The 18,151-nt window shown below is 66.4% G+C and carries 15 protein-coding genes, 1 tRNA gene and 1 pseudogene; 5 read left to right on the top strand and 12 right to left on the bottom strand.

Annotation, left to right across the window (positions count from 1 at the left end):
• Positions 1 to 146: 146 nt before the first annotated feature.
• The 11 genes from RM96_RS14935 to def all read right to left on the bottom strand — a co-directional run bounded on the left by RM96_RS14935 (position 147) and on the right by def (position 10,934).
• Positions 147 to 767, bottom strand: a complete 621-nt coding sequence (locus RM96_RS14935) for a LysE family translocator (protein ID WP_039011623.1) — start codon at positions 765 to 767, stop codon at positions 147 to 149.
• Between the two features lie 279 nt (positions 768 to 1,046).
• Positions 1,047 to 1,535, bottom strand: a complete 489-nt coding sequence (locus RM96_RS14930; RefSeq protein WP_039011622.1) for a hypothetical protein — start codon at positions 1,533 to 1,535, stop codon at positions 1,047 to 1,049.
• A 289-nt stretch (positions 1,536 to 1,824) separates the two neighbouring features.
• Positions 1,825 to 1,900 (bottom strand) — tRNA-Phe (locus tag RM96_RS14925).
• A 60-nt stretch (positions 1,901 to 1,960) separates the two neighbouring features.
• Positions 1,961 to 2,674: a response regulator gene (locus RM96_RS14920; protein WP_039011620.1), complete on the bottom strand. Its 714-nt coding sequence runs from the start codon at positions 2,672 to 2,674 to the stop codon at positions 1,961 to 1,963.
• A gap of 52 nt (positions 2,675 to 2,726) precedes the next feature.
• On the bottom strand, positions 2,727 to 5,168 hold the full coding sequence (locus tag RM96_RS14915; protein WP_039011619.1) for a sensor histidine kinase: 2,442 nt from the start codon (positions 5,166 to 5,168) through the stop codon (positions 2,727 to 2,729).
• Complete coding sequence (locus RM96_RS14910; RefSeq protein WP_039011618.1) at positions 5,165 to 6,040, bottom strand: DUF4390 domain-containing protein; 876 nt, start codon at positions 6,038 to 6,040, stop codon at positions 5,165 to 5,167. Before RM96_RS14910 ends, RM96_RS14915 begins: the two co-directional genes overlap by 4 nt.
• 9 nt (positions 6,041 to 6,049) lie before the next feature.
• Positions 6,050 to 7,423, bottom strand: a complete 1,374-nt coding sequence (gene rsmB / locus RM96_RS14905) for a 16S rRNA (cytosine(967)-C(5))-methyltransferase RsmB (RefSeq protein WP_039011616.1) — start codon at positions 7,421 to 7,423, stop codon at positions 6,050 to 6,052.
• Positions 7,424 to 7,609: 186 nt separating this feature from the next.
• A complete protein-coding gene (htpX, locus tag RM96_RS14900; protein WP_039011615.1) occupies positions 7,610 to 8,470 on the bottom strand; it encodes a zinc metalloprotease HtpX in 861 nt (286 codons plus the stop codon).
• Positions 8,471 to 8,563: 93 nt separating this feature from the next.
• Positions 8,564 to 9,202 carry a LysE family translocator gene (locus RM96_RS14895; RefSeq protein ID WP_039011614.1) on the bottom strand — a complete coding sequence of 213 codons (639 nt, stop codon included), beginning with the start codon at positions 9,200 to 9,202 and terminating at the stop codon, positions 8,564 to 8,566.
• Positions 9,203 to 9,242: 40 nt separating this feature from the next.
• A complete protein-coding gene (gene fmt, locus RM96_RS14890) occupies positions 9,243 to 10,262 on the bottom strand; it encodes a methionyl-tRNA formyltransferase (RefSeq protein ID WP_039011613.1) in 1,020 nt (339 codons plus the stop codon).
• A gap of 165 nt (positions 10,263 to 10,427) precedes the next feature.
• Complete coding sequence (def, locus tag RM96_RS14885) at positions 10,428 to 10,934, bottom strand: peptide deformylase (protein WP_039011612.1); 507 nt, start codon at positions 10,932 to 10,934, stop codon at positions 10,428 to 10,430.
• Between the two features lie 162 nt (positions 10,935 to 11,096).
• Between def and RM96_RS14880 the strand changes: the two genes are divergently transcribed.
• From RM96_RS14880 to RM96_RS14865, 4 genes and pseudogenes are all read left to right on the top strand, one after another.
• Positions 11,097 to 12,269, top strand: coding sequence for a LysM peptidoglycan-binding domain-containing protein (locus RM96_RS14880; RefSeq protein ID WP_039011610.1), 1,173 nt, complete (start codon positions 11,097 to 11,099; stop codon positions 12,267 to 12,269).
• Positions 12,266 to 13,220, top strand: a pseudogene (locus RM96_RS14875) (DNA-processing protein DprA). Before RM96_RS14880 ends, RM96_RS14875 begins: the two are co-directional and overlap by 4 nt.
• Before the next feature lie 69 nt (positions 13,221 to 13,289).
• Entirely contained in the window at positions 13,290 to 13,694 is a 405-nt protein-coding gene (locus tag RM96_RS14870; protein WP_039011608.1) for a thioredoxin family protein, read from the top strand.
• A gap of 147 nt (positions 13,695 to 13,841) precedes the next feature.
• Positions 13,842 to 16,523: a DNA topoisomerase III gene (locus RM96_RS14865; RefSeq protein WP_039011607.1), complete on the top strand. Its 2,682-nt coding sequence runs from the start codon at positions 13,842 to 13,844 to the stop codon at positions 16,521 to 16,523.
• Positions 16,524 to 16,590: 67 nt separating this feature from the next.
• On the opposite strand, the gene RM96_RS14860 is transcribed toward RM96_RS14865, so the two are convergent.
• Positions 16,591 to 17,493 (bottom strand): LysR family transcriptional regulator, encoded by a 903-nt coding sequence (locus tag RM96_RS14860; protein ID WP_039011606.1) that lies wholly within the window; start codon positions 17,491 to 17,493, stop codon positions 16,591 to 16,593.
• A 189-nt stretch (positions 17,494 to 17,682) separates the two neighbouring features.
• Here RM96_RS14860 and RM96_RS14855 point away from each other — a divergent pair, with 189 nt between their 5' ends.
• A complete protein-coding gene (locus RM96_RS14855) occupies positions 17,683 to 17,937 on the top strand; it encodes a hypothetical protein (protein WP_039011605.1) in 255 nt (84 codons plus the stop codon).
• Positions 17,938 to 18,151: the final 214 nt, after the last annotated feature.

Below are 18,151 nucleotides of genomic sequence, written 5' to 3'. Positions count from 1 at the left end.
CGTCGCCTGAGACGACGCCTCGATCGGGGGTGGAATACGGTTGGCTCCGCGCTTGATGCGCGAGCGCGCAGTGTTCCGCGTCTTCCCCCGCACCGTCAATGCGCTGCCAGGTTGTTGTGAATGGACGGCAAGTATCGAATCCGTGCTCAGCGGTTGCTCGCCGCCAGCCTGATACCGAAGCCCACCAGCGCGACGCCGGCCAGCCGGGTCGCAACCTTGCGTGCAAACGGCAGCGCCTTCAGCCTGCGCGCGATCACATTGCCCGCCAGCACCAGCCCTGCCTGGTACAGGAAGCTGATCAGCGTGACATGGACCATCATGGCCGCCAGCGTGACCGGCGGCGAATCCGGGCGCAGGAACAGCGGGAAGAAGGCCACGAAGAACAGGATCACCTTCGGATTGGTCAGGCTCACGGCAAGGCCCTGCCGCAGGTACACCCGCGCCGTCTTTTCCGGCTCGGGCGCCGCGGGGACGGACGAGATCCGTGCGCGCAGCAACCGGATCCCCATCCAGCACAGGTAGGCCGCACCGAACCATTGCAGGCCGTGGAACAGCATCGGATTGGCCTTCATCACCGCCGCCAGCCCGGCCACGGCCGCGATCATGTACGTGAGGTCGCCCAGCAGGGTGCCCGTTACCGCGCCCATGCCGGCGCCGATGCCGTTGCGCGCGGTCGCATTGAGGATGGCGATGGTGCCGGGGCCGGGGATCAACTGGAAGACCAGGATGGCGAGCAGGAAGCTGTAGTAGTTCTGGATATCGAACATGGCGGGCAGGGGCAGGGGTAGGAAGGCGCGTGGGGCGGCAATGCCATGGTAATGCAGGCGTGGCTATTGCCGGGTGTGCGGGGCCTTCACCATCTCCGTCGGCGTGGCCGAGGCCGCACCGATAGCGAAATCATGCCCCAAGCCCTGTTGCGATCGCGGACCGCCGCCTCTATGACGCCAGGACGCACGGCCGCAACCGTGTCGTCAACGACGACAGCGTTCACGCGAGCGAGGATGCCGGCGGGTCCCAGGCCCCGACGGCATGACAACGCCGGCACGTTATCGCAGCAGGAACGCGATATCGTCGACGGTGATCTGCGAAACGGGAATGCCCTTGCGGCGCTGGAACAGGATGTGCTGCTGCACGCGGCTGCGCTGCTCGGAGAACACTGTCGGATCGATGCTCACGCCGAGGCGGGCATAATGCTGGACCAGCAGCTTGTAGGCGCGGTGACGAATCTGCAGCGCCTCGGTCTCCGCGCGCAGGCGCTTGATCTCGGCCGGACTGCGATCCACCGCCTGGTGCAGCTCATCCACCGTGCGGGCATGGAGCTCGCGATAGACGTCGCGCTCGGCCTCCATCTTGTGCAGCTCGTCGCGCAGGTCGCGGATCTTTCGCTGCAGCTTCAGCGTCTGCCCGACCGCTTGCTGCACGCGGCTCGCGGCGCCTAGCGCCTGGCTGGCGGCGGCGATCGTGCTTTTCCAGATCCCGCGTTCGCTGGCTTCGAGCTCAGGCCAGGCGGCCCCGGCCTCAGTTAGCGTTTTCATATTGACCCCTGTAGGACACCCTGATTCAGGGCTGCGCGCTTATGCGCGCGCGCTGGCCCGTTACTCCGCTACGTCAGGCAATCGTAGAGATACATATATCGGCCGCCAAGTAGAAGATTTTTAGATCTGGGTTAGCCCGGCCGGGACTGTTGGTGCCGCACGACGTTCATTGCGGACATGTGTTTGTCACGTGCGTGCTGGCTGAGGGACGAGGCAGGAGAATAGAGCGCAGAAGAAGGGAACGCAGAAAGCAAAAAGCCCGACTCGTTCGAGTCGGGCTTTTCAATTCTGGTGGCCTGGGACGGAATCGAACCGCCGACACAAGGATTTTCAATCCTCTGCTCTACCGACTGAGCTACCGGGCCAAAGAAGCGAAACTATAACAGCGCTTTTTGCGTTGGTCAAGCGCCCGACGCGTCACTGCTTCATTGCTCGGCGGGCTCGGGTTTGTTGCGGCCCAGTTCCACGCCGAGCTGCTTGAGCTTGCGGTACAAATGGGTACGCTCCAGCCCGGTCTTCTCGGCAACACGGGTCATGCTGCCGTGTTCGCGCAGCAGGTGATACTCGAAGTAGGCGCGCTCGAACAGGTCGCGCGCTTCGCGCAGCGGCATGTCGAACGAGAAGTGCATTTCCGCCTCGGGCAGGCGGGCGGGGCTGCCGTTGGGCGCAGCTTCCGCTGACGCTTCGGCGGCAGCGGCCTGCTCCGATCCGTGCTCGGCGACAGGCGATATGGCAGGCGCTGCTGCCGTGGCCGGTGCCGCGCGTGGACGTTCGACGCCGCGTGCGAGGCCCTGCTCCACTGCCGACAGCAGCTTCTGCAGCGCGATCGGCTTCTCAAGGAAATTCAGGGCACCGATCTTGGTTGCCTCGACGGCCGTGTCAATGGTGGCGTGACCGGACATCATGATGACAGGCATCGTGAGCTGGCCTTGCGCCGACCATTCCTTGAGCAGGCTGACGCCGTCGGTATCGGGCATCCAGATATCGAGCAGCACGAGATCCGGGGTGGCACCCGCGCGATACTCGCGCGCCTGCTGAGCGTTTTCCGCGACCTCGACCACATGGCCTTCATCGCTGAGGATCTCCGAGAGCAGTTCCCGGATTCCCATTTCGTCATCGACTACGAGGATGGTTGCCATACTTCCCCTCTTAACCCCACCGTAGCGTTCCGGAGTTGGACCGCCATGTTGACTATGCCAGTTTAACGAACAGGATCGAGATCAGTGCACCGGCATGCTCGCTGCCTTCCATGCGATTGCGCAGTTCGATGCGCGCGCCGTGTTCGTCAATGATCTTTTTTACCATTGCAAGCCCGAGACCCGTGCCCTTGGCTTTGGTGGTCACATACGGCTCGAACGCACGACTCAGGATGCGTGGCGCGAAACCGGGACCGTTATCCGCAATGGTTAGCTTGACGGCCTGACGGCTTTCGCCGGCAGAATCTTTGTATTCTACAGTCTCGGTGTGCAGAGCGATATGGGGCGCGCCCCTACCGGCGGCGACGTTCTCCGTTGCGGCGTCCTGCGAGTTCTGCAGCAGGTTGTGGATGACCTGGCGCAGCTGGGTCGGATCGCCCTTGATCTCGGGCAGGTCGGCATCCAGCGACGCATGGATCACCGGATGTTCGTGCACGGCGGGATCGTCGATGCCGTACAGATGCAGCACGTCCGCCACCAGGCTGTTGAGCTGCAGCGACTGCAGCACCGCGGGCGGGGTGCGCGCGTAGTCGCGGAAGTCGTCGACCATCCGCTTCATGGCGGCCACCTGGTTGACGATGGTCGCGGCGCCGCGCTTGAGCACATCGGCGTCGCTGCCTTCGAGCTTGGGCGAGAGCTTCATCTGCAGCCGCTCGGCCGACAGCTGGATCGGCGTGAGCGGATTCTTGATCTCGTGTGCAAGGCGTCGCGCGACTTCGCCCCACGCCACCGAGCGTTGAGCGGAAATCACATCGGAAATATCGTCGAACACCACCACGTAGCCGGGCTCGTCGCGTTCGCCGCCGGGCAGGCGCGCGCCGCGCACCAGCAGCGTGAGCGGCTGTTCCTCGTGGCCTTGCGGCAGCTCGATCTGCTTCTGCCAGTGCTCGGCGCCGCCCAGCACTTCGCTGGTGTTCTGCTCGGAGAAAGCCTGCCGCACAATCTCGCCGAAGGGGCCCATGCCGGGAATATGATCGACCGGCAGGCCCAGCACCGCGCCGAAGGGCTGGCGGAAGATACGCTCGGCACCGGGGTTGGCGGTGATCAGCACGAAGCGGCGGTCGAATACCAGCACGCCCGCGGTGAGGTTCTGCAGCACGCTTTCCAGGTATGCCTTCGATTGCTCCAGCGCCGTGCGGTTTTCCTCGACGGCCAGCCGCGCTTCGGCGAGCTGGCGGGTCATCTGGTTGAACTGCTGCGTGAGCATGCCTAGCTCGTCGCGGCTCTTGAGCTCGCGCTTGGGCGAGAGATCGCCCTCGGCCACCTCTTTCGTTCCCTGCAGCAGCATCAGCAGCGGCCGCGCAAGCTGGCCGCCCAGCAGCAGCGCCAGCATCACCGCGATGAAGACGGCCAGGAACAGTGTCAGCGTCAGCGTGCCGATATACATCTTGCGCAGGCCGGTGCGGCCCAGCGCCTTTTCCTGGTACTCCTGGTACGCGCGCTGGACTTCATCGGCATTGCGCGCCAGCACCGCGGGCACCGGATGCACGACCTGCAGGTAGCGTTCCTCGCGCACGGTCTCGCCCACCAGGCCGAAGCCGCTCGACGGCGAATCTTCCGGGCGACGCTCCACCGACAGCCCCGAGCCGGCCCAGCGCGGCTTCGGCGCCGCCATGCGGGGTGCGCCCGGGGCGCTGGCTGCGGCCGTTGCGGTGGCTTCGGCACCGGTGGCGGTACCCAGCGGAATGATCACGCGCAGGCGATACAAGTGGCTGCTGTCGACACGTTCGGGACGCTGTCCGTCGACGGCCGGATCCGTGCCGCCTTCGACAGCCGCATATCCGCCTGCCAGGCGCGCCTGCTCGGCGAGCACGCCGGACGGCAGGTCGGGCACCAGCGTGGCATAGCTGTTCGACGCGGTGGCCAGCACGCGGCCGCTGCCGGTGAAGATCGCTGCCTCCTCCACGCCGTACTGTTCGCGCAGGCGGTTGAGCTGCAGCGAGGTGGCAATGCCGGATGCGCCGCTGAGCTGCTCGGCCATCAGGCGCGCCTTGCCCTGCAGATCGGCCAGCGAGGTGTCGATGGTGGAGCGCCCCAGGTTCAGGCCCGCTTCGAGCGCAGTCTCCACGCGCACGTCGAACCACGACTCGATACTGCGCGACACGAACTGCAGCGAGACCAGGTAGATCAGCACGCCCGGCAGCACGCCCACCACGCCAAAGAACACCGCCAGCTTGGTCATCAGGCGCGTGCCGAACTTGCCGCGCCGGTACCGCAGCCACAACGTCAGCGCCAGCGCGCCGATGGTCAGGACCAGCAACACGCCGACGATCAGGTTGATCTTGAACAGCAGCGTGAAATAGCGATCGAAGAATTCCGTGTTGGCCGAGGCGCCGGCCAGCAGGCCGACCAGCACCAGCGCAAGAAAGACGATGACGCCTGCCACGACGCGATACAGCACGCGCCGGAATCTGCTGTCCCACAAGGTGCCGTTCATGGCTGGCCCGATGGCTGCGCGAGGACGCTGGGCGATAACGCGCTCGACACGGTCTGCGCGAACACGCCGGTACGGGGGTCGACTGCCGCGGCCGGCGCCGATGCGGGCGGCGCCGGCAGGGCCGGCGATGCCGGTTGCGCAGGCGGCACCGGGGCGGGCGCCGGTGCAGGTGTGGGCGCGGGCGGCGCAGGTGGTGCGGGCGTACTGAGGTCCATTGGCACGGTATAGCTGAAACGCCGCCAGTCGGAGGCCAGGTTCCAGTCGCGCGTATTGACCGCATTGATCTGGAACGGCTTGGGCAGTTGCGACAGGTCCAGGCGCATGCGCACTTCAGCGTGGTATGTCTCGCCCGGCTTGACGGCGCTGCGTTCGAACACGCGCCAGCCGCGCACACGCTGGATGAACTGCAGCGCGCCCTTGAGGCGCGCAAATGGCAGTTGCAGCCCGCCCGTGGACACGCGGTACTGGCGAGTCAGCGGGTGGTACGACAGCCGCACGCTGCGGCTGGTGTTGACCGGCTTTTCATCGAACCAGTACCAGCGCGGACGGCTGAGCTGGAAATCCACCACGAAATACAGCGAGATGCCTTTGTTCAGCGCGTCTTCCAGCGCGGGCGGCAGGTCGAAGTCGAAACTGGCGGCCAGGTCGAAGCCGCCGTCCTGATACTCGATGCGGGCTTCGGTGGCTTCGATCACCTGCGCATGCGCGGTGCCGGATTGCAGCAGCGCAGCCAGCAGCAGGGTCACGCTCAGGCTCAGCGCGACCCACCAGCGCGCCAGCATGGCGCGGCGGCTGTTGCGCCCGGTGACAGTAAACAGTTGCGCATGGTCGTCGTGGACGCGGGAGACGGACAAGCGCAGCGTGCTCGGCATCGGATCAGATCAGGCGCGTTTCTGGAAGCGGGCGTAATAGAAGCCATCGTGATCCGATGGCAGGCTGGCCGGGCCGGCGTCCTGGCCGCCAGCCGAATCAGGGGCACGGGTGCCGGGCAGCAACTGGCCGGGCGCCTCCAATCGTATCGCATCTGTTAGCTGTGCACCAAACCAGCGCGCCTGCTCCTCGCCTTCCGTTGGGAAAATAGAACAGGTGACATACACCAGGATGCCGCCGGGCTTGAGCAAGGGCCAGAGTTGCGACACGATGCGGCGCTGCTCGGTGACCAGCCTTGCGATATCGGCTTCGCGGCGCAGCCAGCGGATGTCCGGATGCCGCCGCACGATGCCCGAGGCCGAGCACGGGACATCGGCCAGGATGCGGTCGAACTGCTGGCCGTCCCACCAGTCGCCGGGCCGGCTGGCATCGCCGACCACGATCTTCGCCTGCTTGCCGAGGCGCGACAGGTTTTCGTCGATGCGTGCGGCGCGCAGCGCATCGTTCTCCACGGCGATCACTTCGATGTCGGCCAGCTCCAGCAGGTGGCCGGTCTTGCCGCCGGGCGCGGCGCACGCGTCGAGCACGCGCATGCCGTCGGCCACTTCCAGCAGCGGTGCAGCCAGTTGCGCGCCTGCATCCTGCACGGAGACATCGCCCTGGGCAAAGCCAGGGATCTGCGAAACGGGGAATGCACGCACCAGCCGCACGGCTTGCTCGCCGATGGCCACGCCGGCCAGGCCGGCGTTGGCGAGCTCGGTCAGGTATTGCTGCACCGGGATGCGCGCGGTATTCACGCGCAGCGTCATCGGCGGGCGCACGTTGGCACTCTCGGCCAATGCCATCCACTGATCGGGATACGCTTCGCGCAGCATGCGCAGCCACCATGCCGGCAGGTTCCAGCGCGCCTGCTCGTCGCGATTGACGTCGGGCAGCAGTGTCTTTTGCTCGCGCAGGAAACGGCGCAGCACCGCGTTGACCAGCCCGCGCGCATGCGCAGTCTTGGGTTCGGAGGCGGCCGCGCTGACGGCCTGGTCCACCACCGTGAACGCGCTGTAGCCGCCGCGCCCGGCCTTCTCGGCATCGCCCTGCTCGCCTTCAAGCAGCAGCGCCAGCGCCACGGCCAGCAGCGAATCCACCTGCGCACCCGGCGGGCGCGTGACCAGCCGGGTCACCAGCGCGCGCGCCGTGCCGAACTGGCGCATGGTGCGGTAGGCCAGGTCCTGCAGCGCGCCGCGCGTGGCGGCGTCGCGCACGCGGTCCAGCCGCAAATGGGAGGCTGCGTCTTCGATGGCCTGCGGCAAGGCGGTGCCCTCATTGACGGCACGCACGGCCATGGCGGCGCCGAGCATCTGGAAGGCAAGCGATTCGTGTGGCAGGCGCATAAGGTAAGGCAGTCAGGCGGTAACGCGGTAAGGCAGTCTGGCGGCGCGGCGATCCCTGCCCTGAGGCGGGAAGCGCAGCGCGCACCACGCGGGCAACAAAAAAAGCCCGCTGTTCTGCGAAGAAAACAGCGGGCAGTTTACCCTGTACGGGGATTCCCCTCCCCTTTTTGCCTGCCGCGCGGTGCGTCAGGCCGGATAGGTGCCGGTCTGCGCCATCTGCATCAGGCGCGCAATGCGCTCCTCGGTGGCGGGATGGGTTGAGAACAGATTGGCGATGGCGCCGCCCGACAGCGGGTTCATGATCATCATCTGCGCCGTGGCCGGGTGTTCTTCCGCGGCCTGGAACGGGATGCCCTGGGCGTAGCGATGGATCTTGTCGAGCGCGCTGGCCAGGGCTTGCGGATCGCCGCTGATCTCAGCGCCGCCGCGGTCGGCTTCGAACTCGCGCGCGCGGGAAATCGCCATCTGGATCAGCGATGCCGCCAGCGGGGCCAGGATTGCAACGGCGATGCTGGCGATCGGGTTGGTGCGGTTGCCGTTCTCGTCACGGCCGCCAAAGAACATCGCCATGTTGGCAAGCGCCGAGATCGCACCCGCCATGGTCGCGGCGATGGTCGAGGTGAGGATGTCGCGATGTCGCACATGCGCCAGCTCGTGCGCCATCACGCCGCGCAGCTCGCGCTCGGACAGCACCCGCAGGATGCCGGTGGTGGCGGCCACGGCGGCGTGTTCCGGGTTGCGGCCGGTGGCGAACGCATTGGGCGCATCTTCGTTGATCAGGTAGACGCGCGGCATCGGCAGGCCGGCGCGCTGCGCCAGTTCCTGCACCATGCCGTAGAACTGCGGGGCGCTGCCGGCATCGACTTCCTGCGCGTTGTACATGCGCAGGACCATCTTGTCCGAGAACCAGTAGGAGAAGAAGTTCATGCCTAGCGCCATCAACAGCGCGAACATCATGCCGTTGCGCCCGCCGATCATGCCGCCGATGACGATGAACAGGGCCGTGATGGCCGCCATCAGCATGAAGGTCTTGACCCAGTTGAACATTGCCGTGATCTCCGGATAGTCGTCATTCGCGCCGGCGCAATAACGCGGCGCGATGACCGTTAGATAGTGGCGGTTGCCCGAAAATTCAATGGGTTAGCGCTGCACCAGGGCCAGCCGGGCGCCCAGTGCGATGAAGGCGGTACCCACCAGGCGATCCAGCCAGCACTTCAGCCGCGGCGCCTGGCCAACGCGACGCGTCAGCGTGCCGGCCAGCCATGCCACCAGCGTATTCCAGACGGTAGACATCAGCACCATCACCGCGCCCAGCAGCAGGAAGGCCAGGGCCTGGCGGCCTGCGTGCGGGTCGACGAACTGCGGAAAGAATGAGACGAAGAACAGCACCACCTTGGGATTCAGCACATTGGTCAGGAATCCCTGCATGAACAGCGCGCGCAGGCTGCGCCGGGCCTGCGGCGGCGTGGCGGTCTGCTGCCCGGCGGGCTGCGGGCGTTGCCACAGCAGGCGCAGGCCAAGCCACACCAGGTATGCGGCACCGGCGAACTTGATCATCGTGAAAGCCGCGGGCGAGGCCGCCAGCAGCGCCGTCAGACCGAAGGCCGTGGCCACCGAGTGCACGCAGCAGCCGGCACTCACGCCCAGTGCCGACATCACGCCGGCAGCCCGTCCCTGGGCCACGCTGCGGCCGACGATATAGGCGGTGTCCGGCCCGGGCGTGATGTTGAGCAGGAAGACCGCGCCGACGAACAGCGGGAAATCGGTAATGCCCAGCATGACATGTGCCGGAGATCCGGCCGAGAGTGAGGACGCCTGATTATGCCTGCGCGCCGGCGGCCGGGGGCAGCAGGAAGCGCGTACCCGGCGGCAGCGGCATGCCCTGCAGGAACTGCTGCGCCGGCTGGCGCCGCCCGCCCGGCTTCTGCAGCTCCGTTACCTGCAACGCGCTGCCATCGCCGCAGGCGATGATGACGCCGCCGGCATCGGACGCGAGCACCGTCCCGGCCGGGTGCGGCAGGCTGCTGCCCGCCGCCAGCGGCAGCGCCTTCCAGCACTTGATGACCGTATCGCCCACCTGCACCGTGGCGCCGGGGAACGGATTGAAGGCGCGCACCTGGTTGGCCAGCGCGGTCGCGGGCCGGCGCAGGTCCAGCGGCGCCTCGTCCTTGCCGATCTTCTCGGCGTACGTCACACCGTCTTCCGGCTGCGGCGTGGCGGCCAGCGCACGGCCTTCGGCCAGTTGCTTCAGGGCGTCGACGATCATGCGTCCGCCCAGCGCGGCCAGGGTGTCGTGCAGGGTGCCAGTGCTGTCGTCCGGCCCGATCGGCACCGCTTCGCGCGTGAGCATGGCGCCGGTGTCCAGGCCTTCGTCCATCTGCATCAGGGTGATGCCGGTCTCGGCATCGCCCGCCTCGATGGCGCGATGGATCGGCGCGGCGCCGCGCCAGCGCGGCAGCAGCGAGCCGTGGATGTTCAGGCAGCCCAGGCGCGGCAGGGTGAGCACCTCGGTTGGCAGGATCAGGCCATAGGCGGCCACCACCATCACGTCCGGTGCAATATCAGCGAGCGCATCGACCGCCGCGCCGGCCTCTTCCGGATACTTGCCCTGGCGGCGCAGCGAGCGCGGCTGCAGGACCGGGCCAAGTCCATTGGCGACGGCGTATTGCTTGACCGGGCTGGCCTGCAGCTGCATACCGCGGCCGGCGGGGCGATCGGGCTGGCTCAGCACGGCCACGACCGGGAACCCGGCGGTGTGGATGGCTTCAAGCGCAACGCGCGCGAACTCGGGCGTGCCGGCAAAGGCAACGCGCAGGGGTTGGGGTTGGGGCTGGGACATGGCAGGTTCCGGCATAAAGCAGTACCGGCCGCATAAGCGGCCGGTACGTTTGTTCTTCGGAAGTCATAAAGATAGCAGACCCGGCACCGGTGCCGGGCGCCAGCGCGCGGAATCGGGCTGGCTGTTACATCTTCGTGGCGGCGCTGGCGCGGCCGCCACTGCCGCTTACATGCGGGCGCGCTCGCGCTTGTGGAGCTTGGACTTGATGCGGTTCAGCTTGAGCGGCGACAGGTACTCGACAAAGACCTTGCCGTGCAGATGATCGATCTCGTGCTGGATGCAGACGGCCAGCAGGTCGTCGGCGTCGAGTTCGAAGGTTTCGCCCTTTTCATTGAGCGCGCGCACGCGCACGCGGTCCGGGCGCTCCACGCGGTCGTAGACTTCGGGCACCGACAGGCAGCCCTCTTCCCACACCTTGTGGTTGTCGCTGGCCCAGGTGATTTCCGGATTGATGAAGACCTGCAGCTGATCGCGGGTCTCTGAGATATCGATCACCACCACCTGCTCATGCACGTTCACCTGCGTGGCCGCCAGGCCAATGCCGGGGGCTTCGTACATGGTTTCGGCCATGTCCTTCACCAGCTGGCGGATACGGTCGTCCACGGCCGCGACGGGCTTGGCGACGGTGTGCAGGCGGGGATCGGGGTAGGTCAGGATGTCGAGTTTGGCCATGATGCTCGGGCGCAACGCCGGCTGCTTTCAGCGGTCCGGCCGCGTTGCGGCGGCGGGTGTTTACATGCAGAATCGGGGCGCTAGTACAAAAATTCAAGGCGCGCCGCAGCAGGCACGCTCTTCCAGGGTCAATCCGGCTGTTCTACCGGCCGGTTCAGGAAAATGCGCGATCTTACCAAAGAACACCAGGCGGCGTCGGGCCGCAGGCTGCACGCGTTCACCCTCACCATGCTGAGTGCCGCTGGCATCACTGCCGCGGCGAGCCTTCCTGTACGGGCCGCTGACCTCACCGTCACGCCTGCGCAGCAGGCCGAGGCGCAGCGCACCGCCCAGCAGGGCATTCCCGTCTCGGCTCTCGCGTCGAATGCGCCGTCGCAGTACACGGTGCAAACGGGCGACACCCTGTGGGGCATCTCCGGGCGCTACCTGCGCCAGCCCTGGCGCTGGCCCGAGCTGTGGGGCATGAACCGGCAGCAGATCCGCAACCCGCATCTGATTTATCCCGGCCAGATCCTGTACCTGATACAGCGTGACGGCCGCGCCTGGCTGTCGACCACGCCCGGCGGCAGCGACACGGTCCGGCTTTCGCCGCGTACCCGCAGCGACGGCGCCGACAGCGCCGCCATCCAGAGCATTTCCGCCAAGGACATCGAACCCTTCCTGACCCGCCCGCTGGTGGTGGACCAGGGCACGCTCGAGACCTCCGCGCGCATCGTCGCGGTGCCGGAATCGCATGTCTACGTGGGCCGCGACGACAACGCCTATGCACGCGGCATCCCGCCGGAAGGCGCGGCGCTCGGCAGCGACTGGCAGGGCTACCGCCCGGTCACGCCGGTGCGCGATCCGGTCACCAACCAGGTGCTCGGCTACGAGGCCGAGTACGAAGGCAACGCGCGCCTGGCCCGAGGGCCGGAAGGCCCGAGTGGTGTTTCTACCCTGCGCGTGACGCAGGCCCAGCAGGAAATGGGCGTCGGCACGCTGCTGATGCCTCAACCCCTCCGCGAAGCGATCCGCTACACGCCGCATGCGCCCGATGGCCAGATCGACGGCCGCATCGCCAAGGTCTACGGCGGCGTGCAGTACGGCGGCGCCAAGCAGGTCGTGGTGCTCAATGTCGGCAGCAACGCCGGCATTGAGCCCGGCCACGTGCTGGCCTTGTCCCGCACCGGCGAAGTGGTGAACGATGCGACCGACCTCAACCGCGCCATCGTCCTGCCGGACGAGCGCTACGGGCTGGCCTTCGTGTTCCGTGTTTTCCCGGGCGTGTCCTACGCGCTGGTCACCGACGCATCGAACGTGATCGCAGTGGGAGATCGCGTCATCTCGCCGCGTTGACCGGCAGCCAGGCGCCGGTCGCGGCGCGTTTCGACGGCACGCACGCTCACGATGAGGTCGCCGCGTGGGTGCGGCTGGTCACGGCCCCCGGCATCGGGCCGGTGGCCGCGCGTCTGCTGCTGGAGGCCTTTGGCTTGCCGCAGCAGGTGTTCGCGCAGAGCCTCGAGGCCCTGTCTTCGGTTGTCACGAAGAAACTTGCGCGTGCCGTGCTGGCTGCGCCGGGCGCAGCCTTGTCCGGGCTGGTCGCGCGGACCACCGCGTGGCTCGACGAGCCGGGCAACTATATGGTGACGCTGGCCGATGACGCCTACCCGGCCCGCCTGTTCGACCTGGCCGATCCGCCTCCGCTGCTATATATCAAGGGCGACCCGGCCGTGCTGGCTCGCCCGGCGCTGGCGATCGTCGGCGCCCGCGATGCGACGGCGCAGGGACGGCGCGATGCCGAGGCCTTCGGCGCATCCTTTTCAGAAGCCGGCAACGCTGTCGTGTCGGGCCTGGCGCTCGGCGTGGATGGCGCCGCGCAACCGGGCGGCCTGCGCGGGTGCGGCGGCGCGCTCGGGCTCGCTGATCACGGCGCGCCTGGCGGCGGAACTCGGGCGCGAGGTATTTGCCATTCCCGGATCCATCCACGCACCCCTGTCCAAAGGCTGCCATTTGCTGATCCAGCAGGGCGCCAAGCTGGTGGAATCGGCGCAGGACGTCCTGGAAGAGTTCGAGATGCCCACGGTATCGCCTGCCCGCCCGATGCCGGCAGCGGCGCCAGCGCGTTTGCCGCTGGCGGCAACGGATGACCCACTGCTGGCCGCCCTCGCCTATGATCCGGTCACGCTCGACACATTGTGCGAGCGCAGCGGCCTGCCGCCGGAAGCTGCCGCGGCGCGGCTGCTCGAACTGGAACTGGAGGGGCTCGTGGAGCGTCTACCGGGAAGCCATTTCCGGCGCCTCGGCTAGGCCCTCACGCTAATCCCGATACAATCGACTCCGCCAGCCGTGCCTGAAAAGGCTCATGTTTCCATTGCCATGACCGTCTACTTTCCCGAACGTGATGTCGCCGCCATTGGCGAGGCACTGTCGGCCCGCCCGCAAGGCCGGCTGGTGGCCTGCCTGTGCGCCGAGTGGTGCGGCACGTGCCGGGATTACCTGGTGGCGCTGACGGCACTGGCGGCGCGCCATCCGGAAGATTGTTTTGTGTGGATCGATATCGAGACCCACGCCGACCGCCTGGGCGATATCGATATCGAGAACTTCCCGACGCTGCTGGTGCAGCCGGTGGCGGGGGGGGATCCGCAATTCTACGGCACCGTGCTGCCGCATATCGAGGTGCTCGAGCGCATGCTGACGCGCGGCGCCGCGATGCCTTCGGCCGGCTCGGAGGTGCCGGAAGTGCTGGACTGGTTGCTTGCCGGCGATCAGCGCCAGTCGTAGCCGGGGGTTTGCCATTGGCGGCGCTTGCTTGCACCGCCGTCGAAACCGCGCTTATTATTGGCGCCTCAAAGCCCCCCAGCGTTCTGTTTACTTACTTTGCAGTGCAATTCGCAGGTTGCCCGAAGGTAGCCCGCAAGGACCCGTTCAATGTCAAAAGCCCTCATCATCGCGGAAAAGCCATCGGTTGCGGCCGATATCGCCCGTGCCCTCGGGGGCTTTACCAAGCACGACGAGTACTTCGAGAACGACGAGTTCGTGCTGTCGTCGGCCGTCGGCCACCTGGTAGAGATCGCGGCGCCTGACGATTACGAGGTCAAGCGCGGCAAGTGGAGCTTTGCCAACCTGCCGGTGATCCCGCCGCACTTCGACCTGCGCCCGATCGCCAAGACCGAATCGCGCCTGAAGGTGCTGAACCGCCTGATCAAGCGCAAGGACGTGACGGCCCTGATCAACGCCTGCGATGCGGGGCGCGAGGGCGAACTGATTTTCCGGCTGATCGCGCAACAAGCCAAGGCCAAGCAGCCGATCCGCCGCCTGTGGCTGCAGTCGATGACGCCACAGGCCATCCGCGATGGCTTTGCCAGCCTGCGCGAAGACGAAGACATGCTGCCGCTGGCCGACGCCGCCCGCTGCCGCTCCGAGGCCGACTGGCTGGTCGGCATCAACGGCACGCGCGCCATGACCGCCTTCAACAGCAAGGGCGGCGGCTTCTTCCTGACCACCGTTGGCCGCGTGCAGACGCCGACCCTGTCGATCGTGGTGGAGCGCGAAGAGAAGATCAAACACTTCGTGCCGCGCGACTACTGGGAAGTCCACGCCGAATTCATCGCCGCGGCCGGGCTGTACGAAGGCCGCTGGTTCGATCCCAAGTTCAAGAAGAACGAATTCGATCCCGAGGCGCGCGACTCGCGCCTGTGGAGCGAGGCCGAGGCCAAGAGCATCGTGGCGGCCTGCCGCGACAAGCCGGGCACCGTCACCGAAGAGTCCAAGCCGTCGACCCAGCAGTCGCCGGCGCTGTTCGACCTGACCACGCTGCAGCGCGAGGCCAACTCGCGCTTCGGCTTCTCGGCCAAGAACACGCTGGGCCTGGCGCAGGCCCTGTATGAAAAGCACAAGGTCCTGACCTACCCGCGTACGGACGCGCGCGCGCTGCCCGAGGATTACCTGGACACGGTCAAGCAGACCATGGACATGCTGGCCGACAGCTCGCCTAACTACCTGCCGCACGCGAAGAAGATCCTGGCGCAGGGTTGGGTCAAGCCGAACAAGCGGATCTTCGACAACAGCAAGATCAGCGACCACTTCGCCATCATCCCGACGTTGCAGGCGCCCAAGAACCTGTCCGAGCCGGAACAGAAGCTGTACGACCTGGTCGTGCGCCGCTTCCTGGCGGTGTTCTTCCCGGCGGCCGAGTTCCAGATCACGACTCGCATCACGGAAGTTGCCGGCCACCACTTCAAGACCGAAGGCAAGGTGCTGGTCAACCCGGGCTGGCTGGCGATCTACGGCCGCGAGGCGCAGGGCGACAAGGATGCCGCCAACCTGGTGCCGGTGGCCAAGGACGAGAAGGTCAAGACCGACAAGGTCGAGAGCGTGGGCCTGACGACCAAGCCGCCCGCCCGTTACAACGAAGCCACGCTGCTGTCAGCCATGGAAGGCGCGGGCAAGCTGGTCGACGACGACGCGCTGCGCGAAGCCATGGCCGGCAAGGGCCTGGGCACGCCGGCGACGCGCGCGGCCATCATCGAAGGCCTGCTCACGGAAAAGTACCTGGTGCGCGAAGGCCGCGAGCTCATTCCCACCGCCAAGGCGTTCCAGCTGATGACGCTGCTGCGCGGCCTGGGCGTGCAGGAACTGACGCAGGCCGAGCTGACCGGCGAATGGGAGCACAAGCTCTCGCAGATCGAGCGCGGGCGCATGAAGCGCGACGAGTTCATGCTCGAGATCGCGCAGATGACGCAGCAGATCGTCAAGCGCGCCAAGGAATACGACAGCGACACCATCCCGGGCGACTACGCCACGCTGGACACGCCGTGCCCGCAGTGCGGCGGGCAGGTCAAGGAAAACTACCGCCGCTTTGCCTGCACCGCGTGCGAGTTCTCGATCAGCAAGATCCCGGGTGGCCGCCAGTTCGAGATCGAAGAGGTCGAAGAGCTGCTGCTCAAGAAGGAAATCGGTCCGCTGCAGGGCTTCCGCAGCAAGATGGGCCGTCCGTTTGCCGCCATCCTGAAGCTGGGCAAGGACGACGAAGGCCACTACAAGATGGAATTCGACTTCGGCCAGAACGATGACGACAACGACGGCGAGCCGGTCGACTTCAGCGGCCAGGAGCCGGTTGGCAACTGCCCGAAGTGCGGCGGCTCGGTGTTCGAGCACGGCATGAAGTACGTCTGCGAGAACAGCGTGGCGAGCCCGAAGAGCTGCGATTTCACCACCGGCAAGATCATCCTGCAGCAGGAAATCAGCCGCGAGCAGATCGGCAAGCTGCTGACCGACGGCAAGACCGACCTGCTGACCGGCTTCAAGTCGTCGCGCACCGGCCGCAACTTCAAGGCGTTCCTGGTCAAGCAGCCGGACGGCAAGATCGGCTTCGAGTTCGAAGTCCGCGAGCCCAAGGCGGGCGCCAAGCCGGCGGCCAAGACCGCGTCTCGCGGTGCTGCCAAGACGGCTGAAACTGAGTCGGCACCGGCCGCAAAGACCGCCAGCAAGACGGCTGCCACCAAGACTGCTGCCAAGAAGACCGCGGCAGGCAAGACGGCCGCGAAGAAGGCACCCGCCAAGACCGCGGCCGCGAAGAAGACCCGCGCCGCTGTCGGGGCCGAAGAGTAAGGCAACCGGACTGGCGGGCCCGCAAGGGGCCCGCCGCCGGGCGCCTGCCCGCCTTGTTGCCTGCTGTTTATAGCGGCTCTCTGCTGACCCGCCCTTCTTCCAGCAGGAAATCGATAAAGGCCCGTACCTTGGTCGGCAGGAATTTCCGGCTCGGGTAGACCACGCTGACGTCGCGGCGCGGCAGCTGGTATTGCGGTAACACATGCACCAGCCGCCCGGCCTCGATATTGGGCCGCGCCAGGTAGGACGACAGCATCGCCACGCCCATATTGGCCAGCGCCGCCTGATGCGCCAGTTCCGCATTGCTGCACAGCAGGCCGGGACGGATCGGCACCGTGACCTCGCCCTCGGGCCCCAGCAGCGTCCACTCATGCTCGGCACTCGGCAGCCGCATCGCGATGCAACGATGGTTGCTCAGCTCGTGCGCATGGCGCATCGGCGGGTGAGCGCGCACGTAGCCGGGCGACGCACACAGGATGACCTCGGCCGAGATCAGCGGACGGGCGACGAGGTGCGAGCCCAGGCCCAGGTCCGAGAGCATCACGGCGACGTCGCGCCCTTCCTCCACGATGTCCACATTGCGGTCGGACAACAGCACGTCGAACACGACGTCGGGAAATTGTTGCTGGAAGCGCGCCAGCAGGGCCGGCAGCAGGTGCAGGCCGAACATGACGGGCGTCACCAGCCGCAACGTGCCCGACAGCGACTGGCTGCGCGCGGTGACCACGCTTTCAGCTTCCTCCACATCCTCCAGGATCTGCTGGCAGCGCTGCAGGTAGGTCTCGCCGGCATCGGTCAGGGACAGGCTGCGCGTGGTGCGGTTCAGCAGGCGCGTACCCAGATGGCTCTCCAGGTCGGCGACATAGCGGGTGACCACTGCGTTGGACATTTCCAGCTGCTGCGCTGCACGCGCGAAGCTGCCCAGCTCGACGACTTTGGAAAACACGCGCATCGATTGGAGTCGATCCATGACATAGTCTCCCGGCCTGGCGCTGAATCTTTCCGTGTTCAGGCAGGTTTATTGTTGGAATCAGAACTAATCATTGTGGCTTCCGATATTTATTGATATGAGGGAAATGCCTAATATCTAGCCATCGGATGCGGCATCGCAACAAACCACGGTGCCAGAGCAAGCGTCCAGCATGAAGAAAGCTGAGCCATGAAAACCAATCGTTACGCCCTGATCGCTGTTGCCACCCTCGCCGCTGCCCTGTCGGCAGCTCCGGCATTCGCCAAGAGCGGCAAGTTCGACACTTATACCGACGGCGCCAAGGCCGCCCGCTACGACGTCTACACGGACGGCGCCAAGAGCGGCAAGTTCGACACCTATACCGACGGTGCGCGGGCCGGCAAGTTCGATGCCTTCACCGACGGCGCCAAGTACGACGTTTCGACCGATCGCGCGCCCCTGTAAGGGTCTGCAAGGCGCGATCCGGGACCGTTCTTCCCCAGGCGGCCCCATCCCTAATACCTGATCTCCCCAGGTGTTTGGGAAGTGCCTGAGATGGTCTCACCGTCTGTCATCGGGGAAGAAGCCCGCACCTGCTGCGGGCTTCTTTGTTTCTGGCGCCGACGGAACGCGGCCCTGCTGCGAGGCATTATGCCAGAGCGCGCAAATAAAAAACGGG

Origin of the sequence: Cupriavidus sp. IDO (assembly GCF_000812465.1) — a bacterium.
In the GTDB taxonomy this organism is placed as follows: domain Bacteria; phylum Pseudomonadota; class Gammaproteobacteria; order Burkholderiales; family Burkholderiaceae; genus Cupriavidus.
Note: the sequence above shows the minus strand (reverse complement) of the source record. Positions and strands in the feature narration are given on the sequence as shown.